A 12,608-nucleotide genomic window follows, 5' to 3' on the forward strand; every position below is an offset into this window, starting at 1 on the left:
GGCCGCTCCGCATTAATAATTTATCCGATTGGATATTTTTGATTGTGCCCAATCGGATGCAATGGAGACACTATGGACGAACTCGTGCTTGCGGCGGCCGGCAGGCGATCCCGCGGACATCTCGGCATTACCCTGACGCTGGCCTTCGTCGGCGTCTGGCTGGCGTTGATACCGTATCCGATGATGATCCTGCCGATGCTCGCCGAGCGCATCGCGCCGATGGCCAAGGCGACCGTGCTGGCCCAGGCGATCGCCGTCGGCGCCATTGTCGGCTCGATCGCGCAACCGATCTTCGGTGTGCTGAGCGATCACACGCGCGCCCGTTGGGGCATGCGCAAGCCATGGATCTTCGGCGGCGCGGTGGCTGGCCTGGGCGCGATGGCGATTCTGGCAACGGCTCAGTCGCCGGCGCAGCTTGCGTTGGGATGGGCGTTGATGGCGCTGTCGTTCAATGCGACCTTGAGCGGTCTCAATGCGATTCTTCCGGATCAGGTGCCGCCCGAGCGGCTCGGATTTTTTTCGTCGATCGTCGGATTCACGCCGCCGATCGGCATCCTGCTGGGCGTGTGGATCGTCAGACAACTGGCGCCCGATCTCGTGTCCGTCGCCATGGTGCAAGGCGCGCTCGCCTTTACCGCAATCGCGTGTTTTGTCGTATTTGCGAACGACCGGCGACTCGAGGAGGGGCATCTTGAACGGCTGCAATGGAAACGGCTGGCGGCCTGTTTCTGGACGAATCCGGTCAAGCATCCCGATTTTGCCGTCGCGTGGCTGTCGCGTGCCCTGGTGCTGTTCGGCGTGAGCTGCCTGCAACACTACCTGATGTTCTTTTTGCGCGACCGGATCGGCCTGTCGCAACAGGAAACGCCTCGTGCCATGTTCCTGTGCCTGCTGGTCGCCACGGCGGCCATGACGGTCAGTGCGTTGCTGATCGGGCGAGTGTCGGATCGTTTGCGTCGCCGGAAGATCTTCGTCCTCGTGGCGGGGCTGGGGATGGCGCTCGGTCTACTGGGGTTGCTGGCTTGCACGACGCTCGTGCAACTGCTGTACGTGATCGTGTGGATCGGTGTCGCGCAGGGCGCGTATCTGGCCGTCGATCTGGCGCTGGTGACCGAGGTGTTGCCGGACCCCGATGCCGCGGCAAAGGACATGGGCGTCTTCCATCTCGCGAACGTGCTGCCGCAGTTCGTCCTGTCGCTTCTCGTGACGTGGCTGACGCTACCGGGAGGTGCGATCCGTTACGACACGTTGTTCGTGACGGCGAGTTGTGCGACGGCGCTCGGTGCGCTCGTCATCATCTTTGTCAAGGCGGTTCGTTGACCTCGAATGTCTCTTCACTTTCGGATATGAAATGACCAAGCAGCCCAATTTCATCGTGATTGTCGCGGATCAGCTGCGTGCTGACTGCGTGCATGCGGTGCATCCGTCAACCTCCGTCCTGACGCCGAATCTGGATCGGCTTGCGGCCGACGGGGTGGCCTTTACGCAGGCGTTCGGGCAGCACAGCGTCTGTTCGCCGTCGCGCGTGTCGTTCCTGTCGGGCCGGTATCCGCATGTGGCCGGTCATCGGACGCTCGGCCACTTGCTCGGGCCGCATGAACCCAATTTCCTGCGCGTCTTCAAGGAAAACGGCTACCACGTCGCCATGGCAGGTGGCCGTGGCGACTCGTTTGCCGCCGGCGCGACCGAGTTGTCGATGCATGAGCACGGCTTCCTGCCTGAGGAAACGCGGCGCAGCGCCGCGGAATTTCTGCGCAGCAAGACGCAGGGCGATCCGGACGACCCGATGGTGCGCGCCTTCTATCGCGGGCAGCGCTCGCAGGATCAGGCGAATGCCGAATATGACGAAGTGGTGGTCCGCACCGCGGAGCACTGGCTCAAGCATGCGCCGCGCGAACCGTGGGTGCTGTATGTCCCGCTTTTTGCCCCGCACCCTCCGTTCGAAGCGGAGGAGCCGTGGTTCTCGATGTATGACCGCGAGGCGGTGCCGGAACGCGTCGGCGGAACCGGACGCATGCCGGCCTACGTCGACGCGCTGGCGAAAGCGCACGGCTGGGATCGCATGACCGACGCGCAGTGGCGGGAGCTGCGTGCCGTGTATTACGGGATGGTGTCGAGACTCGACCATCACGTCGGGCGAATCATGAAGGCGGCCGGGCAGGCGACGGAGCCGGAACGGCTGATCACCACCTTCTTCTCCGATCATGGCGAATATCTCGGCGATTTCGGCCTCGCCGAAAAATGGCCATCCGGTGTGCACGACTGCCTGCTGAGAAACCCGTTGATCGTGTCGGGCGGCTCGGCGCCGGGCGTGGCGGGCACGACTTCCGACGCGCTGGTCGAACTGATCGACGTGTTTCCGACCTTGCTGGATCTGGCCGGTCTCCAGGCCACGCACGCGCACTACGGGCGCAGCTTCGCACGGTGCCTTCGCGAGACGGGCGCGGCGCATCGAGAGAAGGTGTTCAGCGAGGGGGGCTTTCTCGTCAGCGAAGCCGATCATTTCGAGAATGCCGGTTTCCCGTACGACATCAAGGGTGTGCAGCAGAAGGAACATCCCGAGTCGGTCGGCAAGGTGGCAGTCGTTCGCACGCTTGAGTGGACTTACGTGTGGCGATTGTACGAGGCGCCGGAATTGTATCGACGAACGACCGATCCGAACGAGACGACGAATCTGGCCGGCCTGCCGGAATACGCGGAGATCGAAGCCGCCATGCTCGCGTCGTTGTTGAGATGGCAAGTCGAGACCGCGGATGTTCTGCCAGCCGGCAAGGGAACCCGATTCCCGGTCGTCGATTTGCCGCGCCCCGGAGAGTGGCGCGAACAGCAGGAGCGTTGACGGCGCCGAGTCGCGGGGGTGTCGAAGCCGACACCCGCGCGACCCGCTGTTCAGGCCGGCGGCGGCATTGGCCACGCAGTTTTCCGAGTGGGATTTCATGATAATTATTTAACATAACTAATTATTAAATGGAGGAGAGTGTGCGGAAACAAGCTGTAGCGGTGATCGCCATGGTGATCTCGGGCGGGACGTACGCGCAGTCGAGCGTGACGCTGTTCGGAACGATGGGAGGCGGGGTGCGCTGGACCGATGGGGTGAAGGGCGGGCATCAGATCGGGTTCGACAGCAATTCGATTTCGGGCAACTCGTTCGGTATCCGCGGCGCGGAGGACCTGGGCGCGGGATGGCGTGCGATCTTCATGTTGCAGAGCGGATTCGTGAGCGGTACGGGCGGCATGAAATCGTCAAGTACGCTGTTTTCCCAGCGCGCGTATGTCGGGCTCGAGGGCGGATTCGGCCGGTTGATGCTGGGTCGTCAACTCAACGCTGCGGAAGATATCGGCGTTCAGCTCGATCCGAACGAGGCCAATGGCCCATCGCTTGCCACCGTGCCGGGCATTGTCTGGGGCGGCAATTTCTTCACGCTGGACGCGCGGTTCAACAATACGATCAAGTACGTTGGGCGTATCGGAGGATTCACGCTGCGTGCGAGCTATTCGCCGGGTGGTGTGGCCGGCAGCACGCTCGCCGGCACCAACTTTGCCGTCGGGACCAGCTACCAGTTTCGGACGTTGCTGCTCGCCGCCGCGTATCAGAAGTCCTACAACGCCAGTGCCTCGCAGCGGGCGGAGACGGCAATGGGCGGCGCGACATGGCAACTCGGGCCGACCCGGATGTATTTGAGCTATAGCGCGCTGACGGTTTCCGCGGCGACCGCGGCCGGGGCGGAGCGGCGCGATCATATTCCGTCGGTCGGGCTCGTCTATCGGGTAACGCCCACGCTGCAGTTTACGGGTGCGACCTATTACGACATCGCCAGCAATCTGAAAAACGTCGCCGGCGCCGACGGCCGGAAGATGACGACGTACGCGATGGTCGAATACTTTCTTTCGAAGCGCTCCGAACTCTATGTCGAATTCGACCGGAACGGGTTTTCCGGTGCGTACAAGAAAGACCCCGCAAACGTGTCGGCGTTGAATCTTCGTCCGGACGGCCGCGCGGTGACCGGTGTTTCGATCGGGATGATCACGCAATTCTAGGCACACATGCGATGTGCGGCCGGGCGCCGAGACGCGGCATGGCCGGCACATCGATACTTTGGGGAGGATGTATGCAGGTTCGAATGACGATGTGCCGGGCGGTTGTGGCCACGGTGCTGACGCTGGTGGCCGCGACCGCGGCAGCGCAGGAGCAGCAAGCGGAGCCGGCGCCTTCTTCAATGCCAGCGGCGGCGCCGACCAAGGCGCAGAAGGCGGCGGATCGCCAGTTGAGAAAGCGCGTTGCGCGCGCGCTCGGGCGAACGAAGCGGCTGGATGCGAGCCGCTTGCTGATCTTCGTGCGTGGGGGCGTCGTCACGCTCTCCGGCGATGTGATGGACGCGGAACAGGTCGCGCTGGCGATCGGTACCGCGCAGCGCGTGCCGGGTGTCGGCGAGGTGCACAACCAGCTTCGCATCCGTGCACGAAACTGACGCGCCGAACGTACAAGGAATGAGCGTTAATCCTGGAGTGAAATGAGCGAATCATGAAAGCGATTCTTGTGATGTACGACAGCCTCAATCGGCACATGCTTCCGCCATACGGCAATGCATGGGTAAAGGCGCCGAATTTCCAGCGACTCGCCGAGCGGAGTGCGACGTTCGACAATTGCTATGTCGGCAGCATGGCGTGTATCCCGGCCCGCAGGGAGTTGCATACCGGGCGCTACAACTTCCTGCATCGAAGCTGGGGGCCGCTCGAACCGTTCGACGATTCGATGCCGGACATGCTTCGACGCAAGGGCATCCATACGCATCTGGCCAGCGATCATCCGCACTACTGGGAAGATGGCGGCGCGACCTATCATACGCGGTACAGTAGCTGGGAATTCTTCCGCGGGCAGGAGGGCGACCCGTGGAAGGGGCAAATCCGGCGGCCGCCGATGCCGACGCGGCTCAAGGGCGCGCTGAACGAAAAGGCCGCGCGGCAGGACTTCGTCAACCGCCAGTACTACCCGACCGAAGATCTCCATCCGCAAACGCTGACTTTCGACGCAGGCGAGGCGTTCATCCGGGAAAATCACGATGCGGAGTCGTGGTTGCTTCAGATCGAGACTTTCGATCCCCATGAACCCTTCACCAGTTATCCGAAGTATCGCGATCTTTATCCTCGAAAGAATACGGACGCGCATTTCGACTGGCCGCCATACGGTCCTGTTTCCGACAACGAGACCGACGAGGACATCCGGCATGCACGAGCTGAATATGCCGCGCTCGTTTCCATGTGCGATCACTCGCTGGGCCGGGTTCTCGACCTGATGGATGAACTGAATCTGTGGCGGGACACGATGCTCATCGTGTGTACGGACCATGGCTACATGCTGGGAGAACACGGCTGGTGGGCCAAGACGGCGCAACCCTGGTTCGACGAGCTTGCGCATACGCCGCTGTTCATCTGGGACCCCCGCTCCGGTCGTGCGGGCGTTCGGCGCCAGTCTCTCGTGCAGATGATCGACATCGCACCGACGCTCCTCGATTTCTTCGGCTTGCAGGCGACACCGCGCATGCAGGGCGTGGCGCTCGGGAAAACCATCGACGAGGATCTTCCGGTCCGGGAAGCAGCACTATTCGGCATGCATGGCGAACATGTCAACGTGACGGACGGGCGTTATGTGTACATGCGCTCCGGGCCCGATCCGGACCGCAATGCGCCGCTGTATGAATATACGTTGATGCCCACGCACATGCGCGAGATGTTCAGTGTCGAAGAACTGCAGGATATCGAGCTGGCGGGGCCGTTCCCGTTTTCGCAAGGCGTGAGCATGATGAAGATCGTCAGCCAGCCCATTGGATACTCGTACCGTGCCGGTACGCTGCTATTCGATCTTCTCGAGGATCCTGGGCAAGCGCACCCGCTGTTCGACGACGCCGTCGAGCATCGCATGGCGACGCTTGCACGCGACCTGATGCGCGCCAGCCATGCACCGGACGAGCAGTATGAGCGCCTGGGTTTGCCGGCCACGGGCCCGGTCGATTGCGATCAACTTCTCGCCCGCGCCCATGCGGATCGAGCGGAGGCGCTGCGTCTGCATCTGGCCGCCCGTGCGCAAGCGATGCGCGCTGAAGTGGAGAACCGGCGCGTCCACGCCGAAGCCGTGCCGGACCGGTGAGCGGAGCGGGATGGACGTCCGCCGTTCGTCGATGCTTGCGTGACGATGGGCATCCGTTCTGCTTGAGGGGCTTGCGGTCCGTCAGAAAGAGCGAGCCGGTCGGCGATGCACGAAGGCTTCCGGCTTGCGGTTGACCCGGTACTGTCGAATGCAAAAAAACCGCGAGGGCTTCACAGCCTTCGCGGGTTGTGTTCTTTCGGGCGAGCGTGCCGGGTCCACCGACAGCACGGATCTGCAGCCGTCATCCAGCCATCGGCGTACGAAATCCGACGTGTCCCGGATGAGCGTATTCAGCGTCGAGATGTTCACGCTGCCGTTGCTGCCGGACGTGACGTCGTGCCGGGTAGGGGCGGCTTGAGGCGCCCGTCAATACGCCGACTCGCTGCCACCCTGATCGGTCACGATCGCCACCCCCGAACTCGTGCCGAGCCGCGTCGCGCCGGCCTCGATCATCGCGAGCGCGGCCGCGCGGTCGCGTACGCCGCCCGAGGCTTTCACGCCGAGCACGGGGCCGACCGTGCGGCGCATCAGCGCGACATCCGCGAGCGTCGCGCCGCCGTGGCCGAACCCGGTCGACGTCTTCACGAACGCGACGCCGAGATCGCGGCACATCTCGCACACGCGCACTTTCTCGTCGTCAGTCAGCAGCCCCGTTTCTAGAATCACCTTGAGCGGCACCGCGCCGCATGCACGGTGCACGGCTTCGATATCGGCCTTCACGTCGTCGGCGCGGCCGCTCTTCAGCGCGCCGATGTTGATCACCATGTCGATCTCGCCGGCGCCCGCCGCGATCGCGGCGGTGGCTTCAAATGCCTTCGCGGCCGACAGCCCGGCGCCGAGCGGAAAACCGACCACCGCGCACACGAGCACGCCGGTATCGGCCAGCTCGCGCGCGGCGAGCGGCACGTTCGCCGAATTCACGCAGACCGAGTAAAAGCGATGCTCGGCCGCCTGGCGACAGAGTTCGCGGATCTGCGCGTCGCTCGCGTCGGGCGCGAGCAGCGTGTGATCGATGGTTTGAGCGAGTTGGGCGTTGGAAAGCGGCATGTTTCAGGACTCCACGGATCGCGTGCCGGAAGGGCACACGTAAAGTTGATGTTTTCACATCGGTTTGTTACAAATACGACATTCCGGCCGGGCCCGCGCGCCCGGCACCACAAGCGACGGATGCGACGGGCACGCAGGATACTGGCATGGAAACGAAGAAAGGCGAACGGATCAAGACACTGATGAACGTGCTGCAAGGGCAGAACGCGATTCATCTGAGGGAAGTCGCCGAGCTGTTCGGCGTATCCGAAATGACGATCCGCCGCGATCTCGCGGACAACCCGCACGGCTTGAGCCTGATCGGCGGCTACGTGACGCGCCACTTCGCCGCGCAACGCAGCGACATCGGCGAGTACGTGGTCAGCACCGAGAACGACCGGCAGACCGAGGAGAAGCGCCGCATCGGCAAGCTGGCCGCGCAGTTCGTGACGACCGGCGACACGATCTTCGTCGACTGCGGCTCGACCACGCCGTTCGTCGTCGACTTCATCCCGGACGACCTCGAATTCACTGCGGTCTGCAATTCGCTGAACGTATTCGCGAAGCTGCAGCAGAAGCCGCACTGCAGCGTGATCCTGTGCGGCGGTGCATACCACCGCAAGAACATGGTGTTCGAGTCGGTGGCCGAGACGGGCATCCTCGACACGGTGCGCGTGTCGAAGGCGTTCATCTCCGCGGCCGGCGTGAGCGACCGCTGCGGCGTGACCTGCTTCAACTTCCACGAAGTCGACGCGAAAAAGAAGGTGATGGAGCGCGCGCAGAACCGCTTCCTGCTCGTCGACCACACGAAGTTCGACGAAGTGCGCGCGGCCTATTTCGCCGAGCTGACCGACTTCAACTACGTGATCTCGGACGGGCAACTGAGCCGCCGCTACGAAACGACGATCCGCGAACACGGGATCGCGCTCGTGACCTGACGCCGCGCGGCCGCGCATCGCTTCACGCATTGCGTGCTTCCGCCGCGCTCAGGTAGCCGGTGACGACTTCGAAGCGGCGCGTCGCGCCTGGCGCGAGTGCCGCGACATGGCCCTTGCGGCGTTCGGCTTCATACCCTTCCGGCTCGCAGGTCGACGGCAGCGCGAACGCGGCGACCTGCTGGTCCGCGTTGTGCAGGATCCAGCGCGTCGCGTGGGGGAAGTGCTCGGGGCGGTAGGCGGTGTGGAAGGCGCCGCCGTCCGGGTGTTCGAGCAGGAAATGCGCGACGCCGCTTGCATCCGTTGCCACGTCGTTCATGAAGAACACGATCTCCGGGTCGTACAGCGTGGGCGCATCGAGCGTATGAAGCCGTTCCGGTTCGCGCGCGAGCGTGGCCGTGTAGTCGCGCCATGCGGCGGTCGGCTTCACGTGCGCGGGCACGCTGTCGCGCAGCCGCAACCCGCCGCGCGGCAGCGACTGCACGAAACGGCCGCCCGGCACGTACGCGTAGTTCAGGTGGGCCATGTACATCAGGTCCATCGACGTGCCGGCGAGGTTCGTCACGTCCATCGCGATCGTCATCTGCGCGGCGTGCTCGGCGAGCCGCACCGACGGGCGCGCCACATAGTGGCTGCCGAAACCCTGCACATATTCATATTCGCCGGTCACTTCGACGAACGCGCCGCGCGCATCCGCGCCGACGACCAGGCTCGCGCGATCCATCGGCGCGCACGGCATCTCGCCGTGCAGCGCATGCGTGTCGTCCGGCCCCGGGCAGCCGTTGCGCAGCAGCCCGCTGTGGAACATGAAGCAGCCGTAGGTATCGATGATCGATGCCGCCCGCTTCGGCTGCCGGAACATGTGCTTCATCGTCAGGTCGCGGCCGTCGAACGCGGCGGCCCAGATCATCTGGCCGAGATACGGCAGCACGACGATGTGGCCGCGACGGTTCTCGAGCTTCAGCGCTTCGACGCCGGACGGATACGCGAATGCGGTGACGGTCAGGCCGTCGGTGCGGTACAGCGTGCGCGGCGTGTCGCGGAAGTCGTCGCGCCGCAGGTCGATTTCGCCTCGCATGCTTACGCTCCCGACGTGTTGCGCGTGGCGGCGTAGCGCGCGGACGAGCTGCCGTCGGCGGCTGCGTCGGGAGTCGCGGCCGGCAGGTGGCGCAGGCAGTAGAAGCCGTAATAGACGATCACGACGAAGCACGCGAGCGGCACGACGAACGCGAGCTGCATGTTGCCGCCCGTGTGATCGGAGATCAGCCCCTGGATCAGCGGCACGACCGCGCCGCCGACGATGCTCATCACGAGGATCGAGCCGCCGTACTCGGTGTCCTTGCCGAGCCCGTCGATCGTGAGGCCGTAGATCGTCGGCCAGCACGGGCCGAGGAACACGCTCACGCCCACGGCCGCATAGACGGCGGTGATGTTGTGCACGCTGATCGTGTAGGCAAGCAGCACGATGCACAGGATGCCGTAGACGATCAGCACCTTGGCCGGGCCGACGCGCTTCATCACGAGCGTGGCGACCAGCTTGCCGACGAAGAACGCGAAGAACGTCGCGAGCAGGTAGTGCGATGCGCCGCGCTCGGTGAGGCCGCCGATCTGCATCGCGAGCCGGATCGTGAAGCTCCACACGCCGACCTGCGCGCCGACATACAGGAACTGCGCGACGATCCCCGCGACGAAGCGCCGGTTGCCGAACAGGCGCGCCAGCGTGCCGCGCGCGTCGATCCGGTGCGTGGCCACGCTGGGGCCGTTGCCCTTGCAGGCCGGGTAGGGCGTGAGCGCAAACACGATGAACACGGCGACGAGCACGACGATCAGCCATTTGTACGGCTCGAGCGTGGCCTGGATCATCGCGAGCTGGTGCACGTGGGCGTCGGCGGCCGACATCGCGGCGAGCTGCGCATGCGACGCGTCGCCTTCCTTGAAGATCAGGAAGCTGCCCATGTATACGCCGGCCATCGCGCCGAACGGATAGAACGTCTGCGAGATGTTCAGCCGCCGCGTGCTGGTCTCGCGCGGGCCCATCAGCGTCGAATACGAGTTCGACGCGGTTTCGAGGAACGACAGGCCTGCCGCGATCACGAACAGCGCGACGAGGAACATCCCGTACTTCGCCATCGACGCAGCCGGGAAGAACAGCAGGCAGCCGGTCGTGTAGAGCAGCAGGCCGACGAGGATCGTCGTCTTGTAGCTGAACTTCTTCACGACGGTCGCGGCCGGAATCGCGAGGAAGAAGTAGCCGAGATAGAACGCGGACTGCACGAACGCCGATTCGAAATCGGACAGGAAGAACGACTTCTTGAACTGCGCGATCAGCACGTCGTTCAGGTTCGCGGCGGTGCCCCACAGCGCGAACAGGCAGCACAGCAGCGTGAATGCGAAGAGCGGCGTGCGGTTCAGGTAATAGCCGTCGGGTGTGTGTTCGATTCTGGCTCGGCCCATGGGTGTCTCCTTCCCAATTGTCTCGTCGATGAAGGCGCCGTTTACATGCCGGCGTCGCGGAGGAAGCGTTCGAACGTCGCGGTGTCGGCGTACGACTTCTGCGTGCCGAGGCCCGTGACGGAATGCGCGGCGTACGCGGACGCGTAGCGCATCGCGTCGATCGCGTCGCGCGACGCGGCGTAGCAGCGCGCGAAGCAGCCGATGTACGCATCGCCCGCGCCCGTCGTGTCGCGCGCATCGACCGGTACGCCCGGCACGTGCCGCACGCCGTCGCGCGAGACCAGCAGCGAACCGTTGCTGCCGAGCGTGACGAGCACGTGCTTCAGCCCGCGCGCGACCAGCGCTTCGGCGGCGCGCGCCGCGGTGTCGCGCGAATCGACCGGCATGCCCGACACGATCGCGAGCTCGGTTTCGTTCGGCACGAAGAATTCGACGGAGCGGATCCGCTCGAAATCGAGGTCGGCCACCGCGGGCGCGGGGTTCAGCAGCACCGGGATGCCGTGCCGCGCGCCGAAGTCGATCGCGTGGTAGACGGTGTCGAGTTCGATCTCGAGCTGCAGCACGATCAGCGCGCATTCGGCGAGCTGCGGCGCGGCCGCGTCGATGTCGGCCGGGGTCAGGTGGCGGTTCGCGCCCTTGACGATCAGGATGCTGTTGCTCGAATCGGGTTCGACGAAGATCGGCGCGACGCCGCTCGGCACGCCGGCGACCTTGCGCACGTGCGTAGTGTCGATGCCCTCGCGCTCGAAGTTGCGGATCGTGTTGTCGGCGAAGACGTCGTCGCCGACCTTCGTGACCATCACGACGCGCGCGCCGAGGCGGGCGGCCGCGACGGCCTGGTTCGCCCCCTTGCCGCCGCAGCCAAGCTCGAAATTCGGAGCTTCGAGCGTTTCGCCCCGGGCGGGCATGCGGGCGACATAGGTCACGAGGTCGACCATGTTGCTGCCGATGACGGCGATTGTCTCCATCTGCGTCTCTTCCTTGGTATGGGGTGCGCCGCGCGCGTGGTCGGCGGCGGTGTGCAAGATGTGACAATAAAATCACATTAAATGTGAAAATACAATCATATGGCGTTATGGGGGTCACTTTCGGCGAACGGTGCGGATGCGGCGCTTTCTCGAAGGCAACTGTCGGCATACAAAAAAGATCGCACTTGGAAGAAGGGGGCGGGAATGATCCAAAAAGGTTGCGCCTCACATTTCACGATGCGATGAGTCGATGTAACTGGTTGATATGACGGTGTTATCTACGCCACTACGTTAGGTTGGCTTGAGCGTAATCAGGGGAGTGCAGCGGTCATCGAATAAGGTAACCTGATAAGTATTTCTAAATTTATGCTCGCGCGAGAGCGAGGTGGCGAGCGCAGGTGACTTCATTTCATAAAGCTTTCCGCCCGTGCGATCTCTTGCTGATGCCGACCGTACCGATACGCGCGTCAAGACGGACAAGATCGATGCCAGCCGCGCGGGCGCAGTTATATGCGAGCGGCTTTCTGCCGGGGGTGGGGATGCCAGACGACCGCATGCTGGCGTTGCACCGCAAATCTCGCGCCGCTCACACCTGGTTCGGCAACGCACGCGACTGAAGAGCGAGATTCACACAGTCCTGATTGCACATCTGATTGCGCGATGTCCCACCAGCGATCTGTTGGCAAGAAGCGGTGTGCCTGGCTCGGCGTTCAGCCACTGCCACTGGATGAACGTCTGGGCGCCGAGCAGCAATTGCGTGAACGGGATCGCCTCGGCGAGGCGTCGCGCGAGGTGGATCAGGCAACGGCACCGACGACCAGTCGGTAAGCCCGGTGCGTTCTACAGCCACAAGGCCAGCGTGCTCCGCGTCTCGAGACTGGGCAAGACTGGCAATCGCGCTACACCGTTCGGCTGCGCGATGTACGACTTGAACATCGACACGTTCTGCACGAACAGCAGTTCGGCAAAGGGCTGGCTGGAACGTGTGCATCCTGCGCCAGGAAGCTGGCGGAGAACGAGTTGCATTACCCCCGGACTCTACAGCCCGGTGCTACTGAAGACGGGGAGGCGTTGGACCTA

Annotated in this window: 11 protein-coding genes and 1 pseudogene; 8 read left to right on the top strand and 4 right to left on the bottom strand. The window is 63.9% G+C overall.

Annotation, left to right across the window (positions count from 1 at the left end; all coding sequences use genetic code 11):
- Positions 1–72 precede the first annotated feature (72 nt).
- The 6 genes from G3N61_RS03945 to G3N61_RS03970 all read left to right on the top strand — a co-directional run bounded on the left by G3N61_RS03945 (position 73) and on the right by G3N61_RS03970 (position 6,503).
- Complete coding sequence (locus G3N61_RS03945; protein ID WP_205821619.1) at positions 73–1,320, top strand: MFS transporter; 1,248 nt, start codon at positions 73–75, stop codon at positions 1,318–1,320.
- Positions 1,283–2,839 (top strand): sulfatase-like hydrolase/transferase, encoded by a 1,557-nt coding sequence (locus G3N61_RS03950; protein ID WP_346778545.1) that lies wholly within the window; start codon positions 1,283–1,285, stop codon positions 2,837–2,839. The genes G3N61_RS03945 and G3N61_RS03950 overlap by 38 nt, the downstream gene beginning before the upstream one ends.
- A gap of 140 nt (positions 2,840–2,979) precedes the next feature.
- On the top strand, positions 2,980–4,038 hold the full coding sequence (locus G3N61_RS03955) for a porin (protein WP_346778546.1): 1,059 nt from the start codon (positions 2,980–2,982) through the stop codon (positions 4,036–4,038).
- Positions 4,039–4,076: 38 nt separating this feature from the next.
- The gene (locus tag G3N61_RS39405) at positions 4,077–4,469 is read left to right on the top strand and encodes a BON domain-containing protein (protein ID WP_230624489.1); all 393 of its coding nucleotides are present in this window, start codon (positions 4,077–4,079) and stop codon (positions 4,467–4,469) included.
- A gap of 53 nt (positions 4,470–4,522) precedes the next feature.
- Positions 4,523–6,145, top strand: coding sequence for a sulfatase (locus tag G3N61_RS03965; RefSeq protein WP_205821621.1), 1,623 nt, complete (start codon positions 4,523–4,525; stop codon positions 6,143–6,145).
- Positions 6,146–6,293: 148 nt separating this feature from the next.
- Positions 6,294–6,503, top strand: a complete 210-nt coding sequence (locus G3N61_RS03970) for a hypothetical protein (RefSeq protein WP_205821622.1) — start codon at positions 6,294–6,296, stop codon at positions 6,501–6,503.
- An 8-nt stretch (positions 6,504–6,511) separates the two neighbouring features.
- Here G3N61_RS03970 and deoC read toward each other — a convergent pair whose 3' ends face one another.
- The gene (deoC, locus tag G3N61_RS03975; protein ID WP_043188600.1) at positions 6,512–7,192 is read right to left on the bottom strand and encodes a deoxyribose-phosphate aldolase; all 681 of its coding nucleotides are present in this window, start codon (positions 7,190–7,192) and stop codon (positions 6,512–6,514) included.
- Between the two features lie 146 nt (positions 7,193–7,338).
- Here deoC and deoR point away from each other — a divergent pair, with 146 nt between their 5' ends.
- Positions 7,339–8,109, top strand: coding sequence for a DNA-binding transcriptional repressor DeoR (gene deoR, locus G3N61_RS03980; RefSeq protein WP_089454288.1), 771 nt, complete (start codon positions 7,339–7,341; stop codon positions 8,107–8,109).
- 22 nt (positions 8,110–8,131) lie between these two features.
- On the opposite strand, the gene G3N61_RS03985 is transcribed toward deoR, so the two are convergent.
- The 3 genes from G3N61_RS03985 to rbsK are packed head-to-tail and all read right to left on the bottom strand — an operon-like array spanning position 8,132 to position 11,528.
- Positions 8,132–9,184 (bottom strand): aldose 1-epimerase family protein, encoded by a 1,053-nt coding sequence (locus G3N61_RS03985; protein ID WP_205821623.1) that lies wholly within the window; start codon positions 9,182–9,184, stop codon positions 8,132–8,134.
- A 2-nt stretch (positions 9,185–9,186) separates the two neighbouring features.
- A complete protein-coding gene (gene fucP, locus G3N61_RS03990; RefSeq protein WP_205821624.1) occupies positions 9,187–10,560 on the bottom strand; it encodes an L-fucose:H+ symporter permease in 1,374 nt (457 codons plus the stop codon).
- Between the two features lie 41 nt (positions 10,561–10,601).
- Entirely contained in the window at positions 10,602–11,528 is a 927-nt protein-coding gene (rbsK, locus tag G3N61_RS03995) for a ribokinase (protein ID WP_205821625.1), read from the bottom strand.
- A gap of 823 nt (positions 11,529–12,351) precedes the next feature.
- On the opposite strand from rbsK, the pseudogene G3N61_RS39410 reads away from it, so the two are divergent.
- Positions 12,352–12,519: pseudogene (locus G3N61_RS39410) on the top strand (ISNCY family transposase); the annotation flags it as partial.
- Positions 12,520–12,608 lie beyond the last annotated feature (89 nt).

It is taken from the genome of Burkholderia sp. Ac-20349 (assembly GCF_017104865.1).
Taxonomy (GTDB): Bacteria; Pseudomonadota; Gammaproteobacteria; order Burkholderiales; family Burkholderiaceae; genus Burkholderia; species Burkholderia aenigmatica.

What these genes read in the sequence shown, in the direction of transcription:
- G3N61_RS39405 (WP_230624489.1), top strand. Translation starts at nt 4,077, where the DNA reads ATGGCCGGCACATCGATACTTTGGGGAGGATGTATGCAGGTTCGAATG.
- rbsK (WP_205821625.1), bottom strand. Translation starts at nt 11,528, where the DNA reads ATGGAGACAATCGCCGTCATCGGCAGCAACATGGTCGACCTCGTGACC.
- deoC (WP_043188600.1), bottom strand. Translation starts at nt 7,192, where the DNA reads ATGCCGCTTTCCAACGCCCAACTCGCTCAAACCATCGATCACACGCTG.
- deoR (WP_089454288.1), top strand. Translation starts at nt 7,339, where the DNA reads ATGGAAACGAAGAAAGGCGAACGGATCAAGACACTGATGAACGTGCTG.
- fucP (WP_205821624.1), bottom strand. Translation starts at nt 10,560, where the DNA reads ATGGGCCGAGCCAGAATCGAACACACACCCGACGGCTATTACCTGAAC.
- G3N61_RS03985 (WP_205821623.1), bottom strand. Translation starts at nt 9,184, where the DNA reads ATGCGAGGCGAAATCGACCTGCGGCGCGACGACTTCCGCGACACGCCG.
- G3N61_RS03970 (WP_205821622.1), top strand. Translation starts at nt 6,294, where the DNA reads ATGCAAAAAAACCGCGAGGGCTTCACAGCCTTCGCGGGTTGTGTTCTT.
- G3N61_RS03965 (WP_205821621.1), top strand. Translation starts at nt 4,523, where the DNA reads ATGAAAGCGATTCTTGTGATGTACGACAGCCTCAATCGGCACATGCTT.
- G3N61_RS03945 (WP_205821619.1), top strand. Translation starts at nt 73, where the DNA reads ATGGACGAACTCGTGCTTGCGGCGGCCGGCAGGCGATCCCGCGGACAT.